This is a genomic window from Halorubrum distributum JCM 13561 (genome assembly GCF_000337395.1).
Taxonomy (GTDB): domain Archaea; phylum Halobacteriota; class Halobacteria; order Halobacteriales; family Haloferacaceae; genus Halorubrum; species Halorubrum distributum.
In genome coordinates this window covers 49883-66830 of sequence record NZ_AOJF01000024.1, presented here as the reverse complement: position 1 = coordinate 66830, position 16948 = coordinate 49883, and the positions used below count along the sequence as shown (strand labels likewise).

Genomic DNA, 16948 nt, shown 5'->3' with positions numbered 1-16948 from the left:
GATACGCCGGATACCCGTATAAACCGAGAAGCGAGTTCCCCCTCGGCGGGACGGATCCGACCGACACCCCGCATCTGCCGGGTCTTTAAATACTACAGCCCGAACGCTATCGGTTCGCCCCGCCTCCCACGCGTCGCCTACCACGCCTCGCCGCTCGCGAGGTCCACCTCGCTGTCGCCCTTCTCCGAGGGACAGACGTCGGCGAGCGCGCAGTCGGCGCAGTCGGGGTTGATCGCGGTGCACGTCGCGCGGCCGTGGTCGATCATGAGGTGCGTGAACTGTTGCCAGTCGCTCTCGGGGACGACCTCCAGCAGGTCCTGCTCTATCGCCTCCGGGTGCTCCTCCTCCGTAATCCCGAGCCGTCGCGTGAGCCGCTGGACGTGGGTGTCGACGACGATCCCCTCGACCACGTCGTGGCCGTGCTGGAGGACGACGTTCGCCGTCTTCCGTCCCACGCCGGCCAGATCGGTCAGCTCCGACATCGTGTCGGGGACCTCGCCGTCGTGCGTCTCCGCGATGTCCGCGCACGCCGAGCGGATGTACTTCGCCTTGTTGTTGTAGTAGGTGATCGAGTTGATCGCCTCCGCCAGCTCCTCTTGGGACGCGTTCGCGTAGTCTTCGGGACCGTGGTACGTCTCGAACAGGTCGGCGCACACCTTGTTCACGCGCTCGTCCGTACACTGCGCAGAGAGGATCACGGCGATGAGCAGCTCCAGGCGGTTCGAGTAGTTGAGCGAGATGGTCGAGTCGGGGTACTCCTCGTACAGTCGGTCGAGGACCTCGGCGACCTGTTCCTCCCGCGGATCGAGTGGCGTTCCCATACGGATCTCCTCCGGGCGGGCGACATTGAACGATCCGACTGCGGGCGTCCCGCCCGGCGCGCGGTTCCCCGGCCGGCGCGACGCGCCCTCGACGCGGTCTCGACCGAGTAGTAAGACAGTTACCACGCGCCGCGTTTGAGGGCGTATGGACGTACTCGACGTCGCGGCGCGCGCGACCGAGACCGGGCCGGTGTGCGACGCCTGTCTCGGCCGGCTCGTCGCCGACCGGAGCTTCGGGCTGTCGAACGCCGACCGCGGCTCGGCGCTCCGGGTGTCGCTCGCGCTGCGCGACGACGAGGACCACGAGCCGGTCGAGATCGCGGACTGCTGGGTGTGCGAGGGGCGCTGCGCCGAGTTCGACGCGTGGGCCGAGCGGGCGGCCGACGCGGTCGAGGGGATCGAGTTCGCCACGTACAACGTCGGGACGCGCCCGCCGCCGCTGATCGAGGAGAACGAGGCCTTGCTGCGCGCGGACATCGGCCTCGACGAGGACGCGGGCGAGCCGTTCAAGTCGGAGTTCAACCGCGAGGTCGGCAAGCGGTTCGGGCGGCTCACCGACACCGAGGTCTCCTTCGACCGCCCGGACGTCCAGTTCACGATCGACTTGGCCGAAGACGAGGTCGACGCGAAGGTGAACTCGACGTTCGTCTACGGGCGGTATCGGAAACTGGAGCGGGACATCCCGCAGACGGAGTGGCCCTGTCGCGAGTGTAAGGGGTCGGGGCGGCAGGGCGCGGACCCCTGCGACCACTGCGGCGGCTCGGGCTACCTCTACGACGACAGCGTCGAGGAGTACACCGCGCCGGTCGTCGAGGACGTGATGGACGGGACGGAGGCGACGTTCCACGGCGCGGGCCGCGAGGACGTCGACGCCCTCATGCTCGGCACCGGTCGCCCGTTCGTGATCGAGGTCGAGGAGCCGCGCCGGCGACGGGTCGACACCGACCGACTCCAGTCGGACATCAACGCGTTCGCCGACGGCGCCGTCGAGGTCGAGGGGCTCCGGCTCGCGACGTACGACATGGTCGAGCGCGTGAAGGAACACGACGCCGCGAAGCGCTACCGCGCGCGGGTGACCTTCGACGCGGACGTCGACGCCGACGCCCTCGCCGAGGCGGTCGAGGAGCTGACGGGCGCGACCGTCGAGCAGTACACGCCCAACCGGGTCGACCACCGCCGGGCGAGCATCACCCGCGAGCGCGACGTGTACGAGGCGACCGCCGAGCTCGACGACTCCCGTCACGCGACCGTCGAGATCCGCGGCGAGGGCGGCCTCTACATCAAGGAGCTGATATCGAGCGACGAGGGCCGCACCGAGCCGAGCCTCGCCGGCCTGCTCGGGGTCGGCGCCGAGGTGACCGCGCTCGACGTGCTCGCGGTCGAGGGCGAGGACGAGGCGTTCGAGCGCGACGAGTTCTTCCGCGAGTAGCGGGCTCCGGGCCCGTGTCCGGCGGCCCGCTCCTCCCCACGAAGCGCCGTCCGGAACCGGTACCGAGCCGGGAACCAACGGGATTTATCTGACGAGCGTCAGACGTTTGCGTATGAACGGGAGCGACGCCGACGGCGGAAACGTCCGAGAGGGCGGGACGCGAAACGGCGGCGCCCGCGGGGAGTCGGGCGGTTCGGTCGGGACCGGGGGCGCCGGTCACGCCGGCTCGCCCGCGGTCGGTGACACCGTGATCCGCCCCGCGGTCGACGACGCGGCCGAGGTTCCGGCCGCCGCCGACGTGTCGCTGAACGGCGCCGACCGCGCGGAGCGCCCCGACCGCGTCTCCTCGGTCCTCGTCGCCGTCGGTCCCGGCCCCCACTCGGGGGCGACCGTCGACGTCGCGCGGGAGATCGCGGCGGCGACCGACGCGTGGCTCGAACTGTTCCACGTCGTCCCCTCGGACGCGGCGCTCGCCGACGCCGGCCCCGACGCGGACGCCTCGGGGACCGCCGTCGACGCGGGCGACCCGGACGCGACCGACTACGCCGCGGCCGGGGAGCGGCTCCTCGACGCGGCCGAGGAGCGGCTCGGCAGGTTCGACCGCGCGGACCGCTGGCTCGTCGAGGACCGGACCGCGGCGGGCGCGGTCGTCGAGCAGTCGGCGTACTACGACCTGGTCGTCGTCGGCGCGCCGACGACCGGGACCGTCGGTCGCTTCGTCTTCGGCTCCACGACCGACACGGTCGTCGGCGACGCCGAGGTGCCGGTCGTCGTCGTCGAGGCCGACGGGTCGACCGCGCTCGACGCGGAATAGGCTCGGTCACCGCTCTCTTCGCAGTCCGGACTCTCTTCACCGTTCTCGTCCGCGGCCACTGCGCGTCACCGTCTACCGCCCCGGCGACAGCGTTAAATTAGTGTACACACTTGTACATCACAACGCGGAATACTACATCGGTGGACACAATGAATCTCAACGACACGGTCGAGCGCGTGACGGACGGGACGGATCTGAGCGTCGAGGAGGCGCGCGAGGCCGCGCGGCTCGTCTTCGAGGAGGCGACGGAGGCCCAGATCGGGGCGCTGCTCGCCGCGCTCCGGACGAAGGGCGAGACCGAGGCCGAGATCGCCGGGTTCGCCCAGGGGATGCGCGACGCGGCGCGCACGATCGAGCCCGAGCGCGAGCCGCTCGTCGACACCTGCGGCACCGGCGGCGACGACTACGACACGATCAACGTGTCGACGACCGCGGCCATCGTCGCCGCGGGCGCCGGGGTCCCGATCGCCAAGCACGGCAACTACTCGGTCTCCTCCTCGTCGGGCAGCGCGGACGTGCTGGAGGTCGCGGGCGCCGACGTGGAGGCCGAGCCCCCGGCCGTCGAGGACGCGATCGAGGAAGACGGGATCGGCTTCATGCTCGCGCCCGTCTTCCACCCGGCGATGAAGGCCGTCATCGGCCCGCGCAAGGAGCTGGGGATGCGGACCATCTTCAACGTCCTCGGCCCGCTCACCAACCCGGCGGGCGCCGACGCGCAGGTGCTCGGCGTCTACGACCCCGACCTCGTGCCCGTCATCGCGCGGTCGCTCGCGTACATGCCCGTCGAGCGCGCCCTCGTCGTCCACGGCGCCGGCATGGACGAGATCGGGATCCATTCGGAGACCGTCGCCGCCGAGGTCGACGGGGAGGAGGTGACGGAGTTCACGATTGAGCCCGATGACCTCGGGCTCGACCGCGCGCCGATCGAAGCCGTCTCGGGCGGGACGCCCGAGGAGAACGCCGCCGACCTGCGGGGGATCGTCGACGGCTCCGTGACGGGGGCGAAGCGAGACCTCATCCTCGCGAACGCGGGCGCGGCGATCTACGTCGCGGGCGAGGCCGACACCCTCGCTGCGGGCGTCGAGCGCGCCGCCGAGGCGATCGACTCCGGCGCGGCCGCCGAGAAGTTCGCGGCGCTCTGCGGCGACGGGGAGTCGCTCGGCGACGCCCCCGAGGCCGCGACCGCGGAGGACGACGACTGATGGCGCGGGTGAAGATCTGCGGGATCACCGGGGAGGCCGACCTCCGCGCCGCGGTCGACGCGGGCGCCGACGCGGTCGGCGTCATCACCGAGGTCCCCGTCGACTCGCCGCGCGAGGTCGACCCCGCCGAGGCGGCGGAGCTGCTCGCGGACGTGCCCCCCTTCGTCACCGCGACGCTCGTGACGATGCCCGACTCGGCCGAGCGCGCGGTCGCTCTCGCCCGGACGGTCGCGCCCGACGCGATCCAGCTCCACGGCGAGTGGACCGTCGACGAGCTCCGGTACGTCCGCGCGGAGACCGAGCGGAAGGTGCTGCTCACGGTCGACGCGGACGACCCGGCACGCGCCGAGGAGGTCGACGGCGCGGTCGACGCACTGGTCGTCGACTCGACCGACGATTCCGGGGCGGGCGGCACCGGCGAGACGCACGACTGGCGCGCGACCGCCGAGCTCGCCGAGCGACTCACCACCCCGGTCGTGCTGGCGGGCGGGCTCACGGCCGACAACGTCGCCGAGGCGGTCCGGGTCGCCGACCCCTTCGCCGTCGACGTCGCCTCGGGCGTCGAGATCGAGGGCGGGCGGAAGGACCACAACGCGGTGGCCCGCTTCGTCGCCAACGCGGGCCGGGAGATGGAGCTGGCATGAGCGACGACGGCGCTGGCGACGACGCCGAGACGTCGGCGGGCGGCCCCTCGCTCGACCGCTCGAAGGCCGAGTTCGTCGAGCTCGCGGCCGACGCGGAGCGGCCGGTCGTGGTCCGCGCGTCGGCCTCTATCGACGCCGACGTCACCCCGCTCGGCGCGTACGCGACCCTCGTCGGCGAGGGGCCGTACGGCTTCCTGCTGGAGTCCGGCGAGAAGGTCGCCTCCAGCGACCCCGACGGCGCGTTCACGTCCGGCGGGAAGGCGGACCGGCACGCCCGTTACTCGTTCGTCGGCTACGACCCCGAGGCGATCGTCTCGGTCCACCCGGACCGCACCGAGGTGACCGAACTCGGGCCCGCCGCCGAGTTCGTCGGGGACGGGCTCGACGCCGAGGGCGCCGAGTCGGCCGCGCCCGGAATCGGACCCGACGCCGGCGACGCGGTCGACCGCGTCCGCGCGGCGTTCCCCGACGTGAGCCTGCGGGGCTTCCCCGACACCGACCGGCAGATCCTCTCGGGCGGGTTCGTCGGCTTCCTCGCGTACGAGGCCGTCTACGACCTCTGGCTGGAGGAGGTCGGCGTCGAGCGCCCGGAGACCGAGTTCCCGGACGCCGAGTTCGCGCTCACGACCCGGACCGTCGTCTTCGACGAGCGGGAGGGCGGCGCCGAACTCGTGTTCACGCCGGTGATCGGGGTCGACGACGACCCGGGCGCGGTCTACGACGACCTCGTCGCGGAGGCCGAGCGCGTCGCGGCCGAACTGGCGGCCGCGTCGCCGCCGGATCCGGACGGGGTCCGCGTGCGCGAGGAGTCCGCGGACCCGCGAGAGGAGTACGAGGAGGCCGTCAGGACCGCGAAGCGGCACGTCCTCGACGGCGACATCTACCAAGGCGTGATCTCGCGCAGCCGCGAGCTCCGCGGCGAGGTCGACTCGCTCGGGCTGTACGCGGCGCTCCGCGACGTGAACCCCTCGCCGTACATGTACGTGCTGCGCCACGACGACCGGAGCGTCGTCGGGGCCAGCCCGGAGACGCTCGTGTCGGTACAGGGCGACCGGGTCGTCTCGAATCCGATCGCGGGCACCTGCCCGCGCGGGACCAGCCCGGTCGAGGACCGCCGGCTCGCGGGCGAGATGCTCGCGGACGGCAAGGAGCGCGCCGAGCACACGATGCTCGTCGACCTCGCGCGAAACGACGTGCGGCGCGTCTCGGAGCCCGGCTCCGTCCGCGTCGAGGAGTTCATGAACGTGCTGAAGTACAGCCACGTCCAGCACATCGAGTCGACGGTGACGGGGACGCTCGCGGCCGACGCTGACGCGTTCGACGCGACGCGCGCGACGTTCCCCGCGGGGACGCTCACCGGCGCGCCGAAGGTGCGCGCGATGGAGATCATCGACGACCTGGAGACGACCCCGCGCGAGGCGTACGGCGGCGGCGTCGGCTACTACTCGTGGACCGGCGACGCCGACTTCGCGATCGTGATCCGGACCGCGACGCTCGACGAGTCGGGCGAGGAGTCGGTCGTCGGCGTCCGGGCGGGCGCGGGCCTCGTCGCCGACTCCGACCCGGCCGCGGAGTACGAGGAGACCGAACAGAAGATGGACGGCGTGTTGACCGCGATCGACCGCATTCGGGAGGACGCGGAGGGCGAGGACGCGGACGGTGAGGGCGGGGGCGGCGATGCCGAGCGCGGTGACGAGCCGCTCGCCACCGGCACGGAGGCCGAGCGATGAGGGTCGTCGTCGTCGACAACTTCGACTCGTTCACCTACAACCTCGTCGAGTACGTCTCCGACCAGACGATCGACGGGGAGCCGGTCGCCGTCGACGTGTTCAAAAACACCGCCTCGCTCGCGGAGATCGAGGCCGCGGAGCCGGACGCGGTGATCGTCAGTCCGGGCCCGGGCCACCCGAAGAACGAGCGCGACGTGGGCGTGACGATGCCCGTGTTACGCGACCTCTCGCCGACGGTGCCGACGCTCGGCGTGTGCCTCGGGCTGGAGGCCGCCGTCCACGAGTACGGCGGGACCGTCGGGCACGCCCCCGAACCCGTCCACGGCAAGGCGTTCCCCGTCGACCACGACGGGGAGGGCGTGTTCCGCGGGCTCGACCAGGGATTCCGCGCCGGGCGCTACCACTCGCTCGCGGCGACCGAGGTGCCCGAGGCGTTCGCCGTGACGGCCACCACGGACCACGAGGGCGAGTCGATCGTGATGGGGATCCGCCACCGGGAGCACCCGATCGAGGCGGTCCAGTTCCACCCGGAGAGCGTGTTGACCGGCTCGGGCCACGACCTGATCCGAAACTTCCTCACCGGGGTCTGAGGCGCCGGCGCGTCACTCGTCGCTCGTCGACTCGTCGTCGGCCGCCTCGTCTTTCGCCTCGTCGTTGGTCGCTTGGTTTTCGTCCTCCTCCGCCTCGTCGAGCCCTCTGCCGGCGAGCCCGGCGAGGTGCCCGACCTCGGGAAGAATTATCTCGTCGACGCCGAGCCGGACCGCGTTCTCGGAGCCTGGGAGACAGAACACCGGCGTGGCGGAGACGACTCCGGCCGTCGCGCGCGATCCGATGGTCCGCGTGCCCACCTCCTCGTAGGAGAGCCGGCGGAACAGCTCGCCGAACCCGGGAAGCGGCTTCGCGAGGACGCCGCGAACCGCCTCCGGCGTGACGTCGTCCGGCGTGACGCCCGTGCCGCCGGTCGTCACCACGGCGTCGGTGTCCTTCCGCCGGGCGAGCCGGTCGACGGTCCCCTGAACGCTGTCGTAGTCGTCGTCGATCAGCTCTCGGACGACGACCTCGTGACCCGCTTCCTCGAACGCGGCCGCGATGTAGTCACCGGCCGGGTCCTCGTCCGTGCCACGCGAGGATGACACCGTGACCACCGCGGCCGCGACCGAGTCGACGTCGTGGTGATGGTGACCGTCGTGGTCGTGCTGATGGTCGTGATCGTCTGCCGCGTCGTTGTCGGTCATGCTCTCGCCTTCGGCGCCACCGTCAAAACACCTCCCGGTCTCCCTACGGCCAGTCGTCGCGGGCCTGCTCCTCGGGCGCCTCCTCGTCCGGCTCGCCGGTCGCGAGGGTCCACCCCGCGGCCTCGGCGGCATCCTTGACGTCGAGGAACTCCCAGCCGGTCGCCTCGGCGACGGCCTCGTCTTCGTCGTCGACCCCCACGAACACGTGGCGGTCCGTGTCGAACTGCCCGCTGATGTTCTCGAGGCTCTCCTCGACGCCGCGCGGGCCGGAGAAGAAGTCCTGTCGCACGCGGTGTTTCCGCGTGAAGTTCGTGACGACGTAGGTGGGCTTCTCGCTGACGACCCCGACGTACTCGGTCCACTGCCGGGCGTTGTTGAACACCGCGTTGGGGTCCGCGAGCGCTTTCAGCGCCTCCAACTCGAACGCCAGCGTCATGTCTGTAGATCCGCCGCTGTCCATGCGATCCGCTTGCTCCCCACCGGCGAAAACAACTTCGCTTCCGGGTAGCCGCGCCCGCTCACCGCAGCGCGCCCGCCCACCGCCGTGTGATTACCCTCCTGACGCGACCGCCCTCACCGCGACCGAACCAGGTAGTAGTCGGTGAACTTCACCACGTCGCCGTCGTCGAGGTCGCCGGTCTCCGGCGCCGTCCACGGCACGTCCGCCAGCTCCCGGACGATCCCCTGCTCGTCGTCGTCCAGTTCGTCGTAGTGGCGCACGCGCGCGTCCGACGGGATGCGGCCGGTGCGGCGGAGCCGTACTCGTCGCCCGGTGTCTCTAAGTGACATGTGTTACCGTATAACATGATTAATAATAAGTGTTTCGCGGCGGGCGTCGCTCCGGTTCGGCTCGCTCGCCCCGCGAACGCGACGGCGGCGTTTCAGTCGTCGGCGCGGGGGAAGGTGAGGGTCACCACGGTGCCGCGGGGCGCCGCGTCCGCGACCGCCGCGGCGCCGCCCGACTGCTGGACGACCCAGTAGACGAGCCACAGCCCGAGACCGCTGCCGTGGTACAGCGCGTCGACCGCCGTCCCGTCGACGAGGACGTCTCGGTTCATGCCGGTCAGCCCCGGCCCGTCGTCCTCGACGCGGATCTCGATCGCGTCGGGGCGGGCTTCGACCGAGACCGCCACCGTCGGCCGGTCACGGTCGTGGTGTTCGACGGCGTTCCGGACCAGCTCGTCTATCGCCCGGGAGAGCCAGGTGGTCGCGGACGCCGTCGCGACCCCGTCGTCAGGCGTCGACGCCTCGATCGTCGCCCCGGGGAACTCCTCGGCCCGCGCGGCGACCACCTGTCCGGCGACGCGTCCGGCGTCGACGGGCTCGGTCTCCGGCGCGTCGCTCAGTATCTCGGTGATGTGGTGGGCCTTCTCGCTCGTCTCCAGGAGGCCGTCGGCCCGCGATACGATGTACCCGGCCGCGTCCGCGGGGTCGGCGGCGCCCGCGGCGATCTGCTCCGCCCGTCCCCGGACGACCGTCAGCGCGTTCCGGAGGTTGTGCTGGAGGACCCGGTCGACGACCCGAAGCTGTCGCGCGCGGTTCTCGCTGTCGGTCACGTCTCGAAGCACGCCGACGACCCCGGCGGGCTCCCCGTCGTCGGGGCTATCGAGCGGGTAGTACCGGACGTCGAACGTCCGCCTGCCCCGGGTCGGGTGCGTCCGCGTCGTCCGGTACTCCACCCGCTTCCCGCGGAGCGCGCGCTCCACCTGTCGCTCGACGTCCTCGTAGCCGTCCCCCGGGACGACGTCGGCGAGCGTCAGGTCCGTCACGTCGCGGTCGCCGAGCCCGTGGTACTCGCGGTACTGCGGGTTCGCGAACAGGAGCCGCCCGTCGCGGTCGACCGCGGCGATGAGGTCCGTCGCCCCGTTGATCGCGCGCTCGTACCGCTCCAACTCCCGTTCGCGCTCCTTCCGGTCGGAGACGTTCCGACAGATGGCGAAGGTGCCGGCCAGGTCGCCGTCGGCGTCGTAGTAGGGGTACCGCTGCGTGCTGAACGTCGCCTCCCGATCGCCCTCCGGAAACGTCGGTGAGACCTCGTACTCGGCCATCTCCTCGGCGTCGAGCACGCCTCGCCGGCGCTCGTCGACCTCGGTCGCCGTCTCCGCGTCCATGAACGCGAACTCGTCGGTGCCGTACAGCGCCTCCCGGTCGACGCCGGCGAACTCGCTTACGGCCTCGTTCAACAGCTCGAACTCCCCGTCGCGGTTCTGGAGGAGGACGGGGTCGTCGAGCCGCTCGACGATGTCCCGGTACTGTTTCAGCTGGCTTATCGCCGCCTTCCGTTCCGTCACGTCCGTCTGGATCGCGACGAACCGAGTCACCTCGCCGTCGTCGCCGATCACGGGTGCGATCGTCTGATGGGCGTGGTACGGCTCGCCGTCTCGCCGCCGGTCGATTATCTCCTCCTCCCACACCTCGCCGTCCAGCAGGGTCGACCACAGCGAGTCGAAGTACTCGTCCGGCATCTCGCCGGAGTTGAGCATCGCCGGGGTCTCGCCGAGGACCTCCTCCGGCTCGTAGCCGGTGTGGTCGGTGAACGCCGGGTTGACGTACTCGATCGTCCCGTCGACGTCGGTGACGTATATCGCGTGGCCGGCGTGTTCGACGAGGTTGCGGAACGTCTCCAACGTCTCTCCGCCGACTTCCTCGACCCCGTCTCGAAAGACACCGGTATACACGGCGTCGGTGTCGCCGGTCTCCGCGTCGGGGTCGCCGTCGCCTCCGCCGCCTCCGCGCTCCTCTCCCGCCGCGTGTTCGTGGAACCGGACGGAGAAGGTCACGGTGTGACCGTCCGCGTGTCTGATGGGGGCAGAGAAGCTCCCGCGGCCGTCGAGCCCCTCGACGCGTGTGAACCGCTCGCGGACCGACCGGGCGCGTCCGTCCGCCGCCTCCGAGGCGACGAGGGAGGCGAGGTCGCGGCCGCGGAGGGCAGCGGGATCGTAGCCGAGAACCGCCTCGGTGGCGGGATTCGCGTAGACGACCGTCCCCCTCCGGTCGACGGAGACGACCGGATCGGAACACGCCTCGACGAAGGAGGCGAAGAAGCCGGCCGGAGGCCCTTGCGATCCGGATGACATATAAATGAGAATGGGCGCCAACGGTGAAAAGCACCGTGGCACGTCGCTCGCAGCGAATCCGTCGCCGCGACCGGCGCCAGCCGATAATGGGGCGGGATCGGCGGGCTACTGCTCGGTCGGGGCCGCCAGGTCGTCGACGGAGAAGCCGGGTTCCATGAGGCGGTCCGTCTGGTCGCTCACGTCGCGCCCCTCGCGCATCAGCTGCTTGAACGCGGACTGCGGCGAGAGGTCACCGATGAGCACGCCGCCGACCACCTTGCCGTCCTTCAGCGCGACGCGGCGCCACTCGCCCTCGGCGGTGGTCGCCTCCACCGACTCGTCGCCGAGCGTCGGGTGCCCGAAGGAGAGGAACGGGAAGTCGAAGTGCGTGATCGAGTACGAGGAGACCCACTCGAACGCCTCGCTGCCGTACTCGACCATGTTGCGGGCCGCGATCGTTCCCTGCTCCTTGGCCGACCCCCACGAGCCGTTCTTCGCGCGCTCGCCGAGGATGAGGTCGTTGAACGTGGTGATGTCGCCCGCGGCGAACACGTTGTCGACGTTGGTGCGCATGAACTCGTCGACGACGATGCCGTCGTCGAGCTCCAGCGGCGTGTCCTCGACGAGCTCGGTGTTGAAGTTCAGCCCGATGGCGACGCCAGCGAAGTCGCACTCGTAGCGCTCGCCGTTCGGGTCGACCGCGGCCTCGACGTGGCCGTCGTCGTCGACCTCGAAGTGGTCCACGCCGGAGCCGAAGACGGGCTCGACGCCGCGCTCGCGCATCGCCTCGTGCATGATCTCCGCGCCCTCCTCCGAGAGCGCGTAGCGCCACCAGTTGTCGCCGCGCATCAGGTACTTCGCCTCGACGTCCTGCGCGCCGCAGATGGCCGCGAAGTCGATGCCGAGCAGCCCGGCGCCGACGATGACGCCCTTCTCCGCGCCCTCGACGCTCTCTTTGATCCGGCGGGCGTCCTGGAACGTCCAGAAGTGGTGGATCCCGTCGGCGTCCGCGTTCTCGACCGGGAGCTGCTGGGGCGTGCCGCCGATCGCGAGCAGGAGGGAGTCGTACTCGAACGTCTCGCCCTCGTGGGTGTGGACCGCGTCCGCCTCGACGTCGATGTCGACGACGACCGTGTTGAGCCGGAGGTCCACGTCGTGGTCGTCGTACCAGTCCTCTTGGTGGATCGAAATCGGGGCCTCGGGGAGCTTCCCCTTCGCGTACTCCTTGATCAGAATCCGGTTGTAGAGGGACTCACCCTCGTCCGTGAGAACCGTGATCTCGGCGTCGGGCGCTTGCTCGCGCAGCGTCTCGGCCGCGGACGCGCCCGCGATACCGTCACCGATGATCACGTACGAATCGCTCATAGCCGGCCGTTCGGATTCATGGTTAATGTGGGTTGTCATCCGCGTCTCGGGGCGTGAGAACCTCACTCACCCGCGACGGAACGCCTGTCCCGATCCGCCCCGCGCGGTGGATCTCTCCCCCCGATCAGCGATCCGTCCCCGGTCAGTGATCCGCACCCGCCGGCTCCGCGGGGAAGTCCTTCTCCCCCGCCTCGACGGCGACGTCGAGCCAGTTCTCCGTCGGGACGAGCGGGCACTCGTACGCGTGGTTGTACGCGCAGGTCGGGTTGTACGCCAGGTTGAAATCCACGATCCACTCGTCGTCGACGCGGTCGCGGTCGGGCTCCAAGTCGAGGTATCGGCCCGCGCCGTACGTCGCCTCGCCGCTGGTCGCGTCGCGGAACGGCACCCAGAAGCGGTCCGCGCCGTCGGCCGGTCGATACGCTTGGAGCGTCGCCGACTCGCCGTCGACCTCGAACCGGAACTCCCCCCACCGGCGGTACGTCTGCTCGCCGTCCGCGGTCGTCTCGACGGTCACGGTCTCCTTCTCGTCGTGTTCGCGGAGCGGGAGGACGAACCGGTACGCCGGGTCCGGATCGAAGTACGCCAGCCCGGGGAAGGCGTCGCCCCGCATCGAGGCCGGCAGCGGCGACCGCGCCGACTCGCGGAACTGCTGGATCTTGGCCTCACGCTGCGCCTCCACCTGCGCCGCCCAGTCGTCGTCTACCTCCTTCGATCCCATGTCTACCACAATATTGTTCGTTGAGCGCAATAACAGTTCCGCGGCGCGGTCGGCGTCGCGCACGAGCACGAGCACACGCCGCCCGCTGGTGGCGGAAGCCGCGGACGGGCGCGCGGTCGCGACGCCACACATTCAAGAGCGTCCCGGCCCAACGACGCGTATGAAAATCCGGCAGAACATCCGCCACTGGGCCGCGAAGAAGGCGTTGACCACGCCGGTGGTCGGCGACGTCGCCAACGACAAGCTCGTCGACCTCCACACGAGCATCTTCCTTAACAAGGCCGACGAGGACCGCCGCGAGGAGCGCCGCGACCACCTCGACAGCTTCTTCGACGCGACGATGGACACCTACGTCGCCGCCTTGGAGGCCGGGTTCCCGGAGGCCGAGGCCCGCGAGATCACCCACGTCCAGGCGAACTTCGACTTCTTCAACCGCGGGTGGACGGAGATGATGGAGATCCCCGGCGACGAGCTGGAGGCGCACTACCGCCGGTACGAGTCCTTCTTCTCGGAGTACGGGATCACCATCGACGACCCGCTGGGCGAGTTCCGCCCGCCCGGTGGCGTCGTCGAGGCGCCGGAGACGCCCGGGAAGCTCGACGAGCCCGAGTACGAGAACGCGCTGGCCGGCTTCGCCGACGACGTGTACGTCGAGACCGACGACGGGGAGACGGTCGTCGGCGGCGACACGGAGGAGCCGGACGAGGTCGACGCCGCGACCGCGCCCGGCCTCGACGAGGACGAGGCGAGCGCCTGAGCGCGGTCGAAACACCGGTCATCTGCCCTCCTCTCTGCCCCCGCCTGCCGCCGGTTCCCCGCGGGTCGGCGGTCGCGGCCGCTCGCCGACCACGTTTATACTCCGCCGGAGACACGGGGGCGTATGAACCGCGGGCAATCGTTCCTGCTCCTCCTCATGGGGTCGGTCGCGCTCTTGACCCTCTTCGTCATCCTCCCGTTCGTCGAGTACGTGATCGCCTCCGCGATTCTCGCCTTCATCCTCTACCCGTTCCACCGCCGGCTCACCAGCTGGCTCCGGAAGCGCGTCTCGAACCGGTTCGGCCAGATGCTGTCGGCGCTGATCCTCATCCTCTCGTCGATCGTCGCCGTCATCCTCCCGCTCGCGTACATCACCTGGGTGTTCGTCCGCGATCTCACCGCGATCGCGGCCGGCGAAACGGGGATAGACGTCGCCGCCATCGAGGCCGAGATCGCGGCGCTCACGGGACAGGACCCGGAGGTCGGCGACCTCCTCCAAACGATCGGCGAGCTCCTCGTCCAGACGCTGTTCGGCGGGTTCAGCGGCGTGTTGAACACGGCCATCCGCGCGTCGGTCGGGCTGTCGCTCGCGCTGTTCTTAGTGTACTACACGCTCATCGACGGGCCGGCGTTCGTCAAGTGGATCCGGGCGACGAGCCCGCTGCCGTCCGACGTGACCGCGGACCTCGTCGACCGCGTGAACGTGATGACCCGCGGCGTCGTCATCGGCCACATCTCCGTCGCGCTCCTCCAGGCGCTGGTCGCCGGGATCGGGCTGTGGGCCGCCGGGATCCCGAACGTGGTGTTCTGGACGTTCGTGATGGCGGTGTTGGCGCTGTTACCCCTCATCGGCGCCTTCTTCGTGTGGGGCCCGGCGGCCGCGTACCTCGTGATCGTCGACCAGGTCACCGCCGGGATCTTCCTCGCCGTCTACGGCGTCGCGGTGATCGCGATGGTGGACAACTACGCCCGGCCGCTCGTCATCGACCAGCAGGCGCATCTGAACCCGGCGATCATCCTGCTGGGCGTCTTCGGCGGAATCTACTCGGTCGGATTTACCGGCCTCTTCGTCGGCCCCATCGTGATCGGCGTGCTCGCGGCCACGCTGGAGACGTTCCGCGAGGACTACGACGCGATCTGAGCGGGATTTAAGCCCGCACACCGCGAACGGCCCCCTATGGCGACGACCGCGACCTCCCGACTCCCCGACCGACGGGACGCCCTCCTCATCGCCGGCGCGGCGATCGCGGTCAACCTGATCGGCGCGCTCGGCGTCCCCTTCACGACCACCCAGAGCGCCTGGTTCGCGGCGCTGGAACTGCCCTCCTTCTACCCGCCGGGGTGGGCGTTCGGCGTCGTCTGGCCGATCCTGTACGCGTTACTCGGTGCGGCGGCCCCGCTCGTCTACCTCGCCGGGCGCGACGGGGGAGCGCCGGCGGGTCGCGTCTGGACCGCGCTCGCGCTGTTCGGCGTCCAGCTCGCCGTCAACGTCGCGTGGTCGCCGATTTTCTGGGGGCTCGAACGCGCCGACCTCGGGCTCGCCGTCCTCGTCGTCCTCCTCCCCTTGGTCGTCGCGACGATCCGGGCGTTCGACCGCGTCGACCGGCGCGCCGCGGCGCTGCTCGTCCCCTACCTCGCGTGGGTCTGCTTCGCGACCGCGCTCAACTACGCGATCTGGACGCTCAATTAGCGCCCGTCGCGCGGGGACCGGTCGGGGTCGGGCGGCCCGCGCTCCAGCCGCGCCGCGACGAACCGGCGCTCCGCCCGGCTCAGCTCCCCGTCGGTCTCGCGGAACGCCGCGAGCCCCTCGCGGTACCGCTCGGGGTCGACGTCCGCGGGCGCCGCCGCGGGTCGCTCCAGTTCCAGCTCGGCGATCCCCGTGCGCTCGCCGGTGTACGCGAAGCCGCACTTGTGGCACGCCTCGTACGCGAACGGGTTGTTCACGGCGATCTTCACGCGCTCGAAGCCCGCGACGGCGAGGTCGGCGACGGTCTCGCCGATCAGCCGCGGGCCGATCCCCTCGCCGCGCCGCGCGGCGTGGACCGTGACGTACCGCAGCCGACAGGTGGCGGGGTCGGTCCGGTCGGGCGAGAAGGAGACGGCCGCGACCACGTCCTCGTCGAACGCCCCGGAGTCGACCGTGTCCGGCAGCGGCTCGTCCGGCTCCCAGTCCGGCGCGGCCGGGCGCCCGTCCGGCGTCCGGATCACCGACTTCCCCGGCGCGCCGACGACGAACTTGCCGGCGTACGCGAACGCTCGGTAGTCGAGCCGGAGGGTCTCGCCCTCGTCTGGCGGACACACGAGCGCGTACTCCATGCGGGTCCCTACGGCGGCGAGCGGCTAAATATGGTCGGTGGCTCTTTATCAGTCCCGGCGCTCGGTTCGCCCATGTACGGGATCGGCGACGTGGGCTTCTTCGACCGGGTGGCGCCGCTGTACGACCTCGCGATGCCGCCGGCGGACGGCGAGGCGCTGGCCGCCGGCCTCGACCACGCCGCGCGGCCGATCGAGCGCCTCCTCGACGTCGGCGGCGGCTCGGGGCGCGCGGCGGCCGCGCTGACCGGCCCGGAGATCACGGTCGTCGACGCCTCCGTCGGGATGCTCTCGCGGGCGCGTCGCGGCCGCGGGCTCGCGGGGCTCGCGGCCGACGCGGGCCGGCTCCCGTTCCGGGACGCGAGCGTCGACGCGGTCACGGTCGTCGACGCGTTCCATCACCTGCCGGACCAGGACGCCGCGCTCCCGGAGGCGGCGCGCGTGCTCGCGCCCGGCGGCGCGCTCGTCGTTCGGGATTTTAATCCGGACCACCCGCTCGGCCGGCTGCTCGTCGCCGGCGAGCACGCGATCGGGATGGACTCGCGGTTCCGGCCCCCCAGCGAGCTCGCGGCCGCGATGGACGACGCCGGGCTCGACCCGCGGATCGTCGACCGCGGATTCGGCTACACGGTCGTCGGCGTTCGACGATGATCGGTCGGTACAGAGAAAGAGACAGCCGATCGGCGGTGCCGTGGCGCGTGCCTGCGAGCGGCCGACAGGCCGCGAAGCCAGCACGCGCGAGGGAGTCGGCGGCGACCATCGGGAGCCGCCGACGAGGCTGGGGAGGGGTGAGGTGCTGGGCGGAGCGGTGCGGGGTGGGTTCCGAAGGGGCAGCCGCGAGGCGGGCGTAGACGACGCAAGG

Annotated in this window: 18 protein-coding genes; 10 read left to right on the top strand and 8 right to left on the bottom strand. The window is 71.1% G+C overall.

Features of this window, described 5'->3' with window-relative positions:
• Nucleotides 1–137: 137 nt before the first annotated feature.
• A complete protein-coding gene (nth, locus tag C470_RS03050) occupies nt 138–821 on the bottom strand; it encodes an endonuclease III (RefSeq protein WP_008365217.1) in 684 nt (227 codons plus the stop codon).
• A gap of 145 nt (nt 822–966) precedes the next feature.
• Here nth and C470_RS03045 point away from each other — a divergent pair, with 145 nt between their 5' ends.
• The 6 genes from C470_RS03045 to trpG all read left to right on the top strand — a co-directional run bounded on the left by C470_RS03045 (nt 967) and on the right by trpG (nt 7230).
• Nucleotides 967–2250, top strand: a complete 1284-nt coding sequence (locus tag C470_RS03045) for a tRNA pseudouridine(54/55) synthase Pus10 (RefSeq protein ID WP_008365216.1) — start codon at nt 967–969, stop codon at nt 2248–2250.
• Between the two features lie 112 nt (nt 2251–2362).
• A complete protein-coding gene (locus C470_RS03040; protein ID WP_008365215.1) occupies nt 2363–3064 on the top strand; it encodes a universal stress protein in 702 nt (233 codons plus the stop codon).
• A 149-nt stretch (nt 3065–3213) separates the two neighbouring features.
• The gene (gene trpD / locus C470_RS03035) at nt 3214–4266 is read left to right on the top strand and encodes an anthranilate phosphoribosyltransferase (protein WP_008365214.1); all 1053 of its coding nucleotides are present in this window, start codon (nt 3214–3216) and stop codon (nt 4264–4266) included.
• On the top strand, nt 4266–4910 hold the full coding sequence (locus C470_RS03030; protein WP_008365212.1) for a phosphoribosylanthranilate isomerase: 645 nt from the start codon (nt 4266–4268) through the stop codon (nt 4908–4910). Before trpD ends, C470_RS03030 begins: the two co-directional genes overlap by 1 nt.
• A complete protein-coding gene (gene trpE, locus C470_RS03025) occupies nt 4907–6640 on the top strand; it encodes an anthranilate synthase component I (RefSeq protein WP_008365210.1) in 1734 nt (577 codons plus the stop codon). The genes C470_RS03030 and trpE overlap by 4 nt, the downstream gene beginning before the upstream one ends.
• Entirely contained in the window at nt 6637–7230 is a 594-nt protein-coding gene (gene trpG, locus C470_RS03020) for an anthranilate synthase component II (RefSeq protein ID WP_004596186.1), read from the top strand. Before trpE ends, trpG begins: the two co-directional genes overlap by 4 nt.
• A gap of 12 nt (nt 7231–7242) precedes the next feature.
• Here trpG and C470_RS03015 read toward each other — a convergent pair whose 3' ends face one another.
• From C470_RS03015 to C470_RS02990, 6 genes are all read right to left on the bottom strand, one after another.
• Nucleotides 7243–7875, bottom strand: a complete 633-nt coding sequence (locus C470_RS03015; RefSeq protein ID WP_008365209.1) for a MogA/MoaB family molybdenum cofactor biosynthesis protein — start codon at nt 7873–7875, stop codon at nt 7243–7245.
• A gap of 43 nt (nt 7876–7918) precedes the next feature.
• Nucleotides 7919–8335, bottom strand: coding sequence for a DUF7124 domain-containing protein (locus C470_RS03010; RefSeq protein ID WP_008365207.1), 417 nt, complete (start codon nt 8333–8335; stop codon nt 7919–7921).
• Between the two features lie 113 nt (nt 8336–8448).
• Nucleotides 8449–8664 (bottom strand): hypothetical protein, encoded by a 216-nt coding sequence (locus C470_RS03005; protein WP_049897510.1) that lies wholly within the window; start codon nt 8662–8664, stop codon nt 8449–8451.
• 92 nt (nt 8665–8756) lie between these two features.
• Nucleotides 8757–10952 (bottom strand): PAS domain S-box protein, encoded by a 2196-nt coding sequence (locus C470_RS03000; RefSeq protein ID WP_007344445.1) that lies wholly within the window; start codon nt 10950–10952, stop codon nt 8757–8759.
• A gap of 105 nt (nt 10953–11057) precedes the next feature.
• On the bottom strand, nt 11058–12296 hold the full coding sequence (locus C470_RS02995) for an NAD(P)/FAD-dependent oxidoreductase (RefSeq protein ID WP_004596180.1): 1239 nt from the start codon (nt 12294–12296) through the stop codon (nt 11058–11060).
• Nucleotides 12297–12438: 142 nt separating this feature from the next.
• Nucleotides 12439–13017: a DUF1684 domain-containing protein gene (locus C470_RS02990; protein ID WP_004596177.1), complete on the bottom strand. Its 579-nt coding sequence runs from the start codon at nt 13015–13017 to the stop codon at nt 12439–12441.
• Between the two features lie 160 nt (nt 13018–13177).
• Here C470_RS02990 and C470_RS02985 point away from each other — a divergent pair, with 160 nt between their 5' ends.
• The 3 genes from C470_RS02985 (at nt 13178) to C470_RS02975 (ending at nt 15463) form a co-directional block, all read left to right on the top strand.
• Nucleotides 13178–13774 carry a DUF6149 family protein gene (locus C470_RS02985; RefSeq protein WP_004596175.1) on the top strand — a complete coding sequence of 199 codons (597 nt, stop codon included), beginning with the start codon at nt 13178–13180 and terminating at the stop codon, nt 13772–13774.
• Nucleotides 13775–13897: 123 nt separating this feature from the next.
• Nucleotides 13898–14914, top strand: a complete 1017-nt coding sequence (locus C470_RS02980; RefSeq protein ID WP_004596174.1) for an AI-2E family transporter — start codon at nt 13898–13900, stop codon at nt 14912–14914.
• Nucleotides 14915–14950: 36 nt separating this feature from the next.
• Nucleotides 14951–15463 (top strand): TspO/MBR family protein, encoded by a 513-nt coding sequence (locus C470_RS02975; RefSeq protein ID WP_008365205.1) that lies wholly within the window; start codon nt 14951–14953, stop codon nt 15461–15463.
• Here C470_RS02975 and C470_RS02970 read toward each other — a convergent pair.
• Nucleotides 15460–16089, bottom strand: a complete 630-nt coding sequence (locus C470_RS02970; RefSeq protein ID WP_004596172.1) for a GNAT family N-acetyltransferase — start codon at nt 16087–16089, stop codon at nt 15460–15462. The two genes, C470_RS02975 and C470_RS02970, sit on opposite strands and share 4 nt — an antisense overlap.
• Nucleotides 16090–16161: 72 nt before the next feature.
• Here C470_RS02970 and C470_RS02965 point away from each other — a divergent pair, with 72 nt between their 5' ends.
• Complete coding sequence (locus C470_RS02965; RefSeq protein WP_008365202.1) at nt 16162–16737, top strand: class I SAM-dependent methyltransferase; 576 nt, start codon at nt 16162–16164, stop codon at nt 16735–16737.
• The last annotated feature ends 211 nt before the right edge of the window (nt 16738–16948 follow it).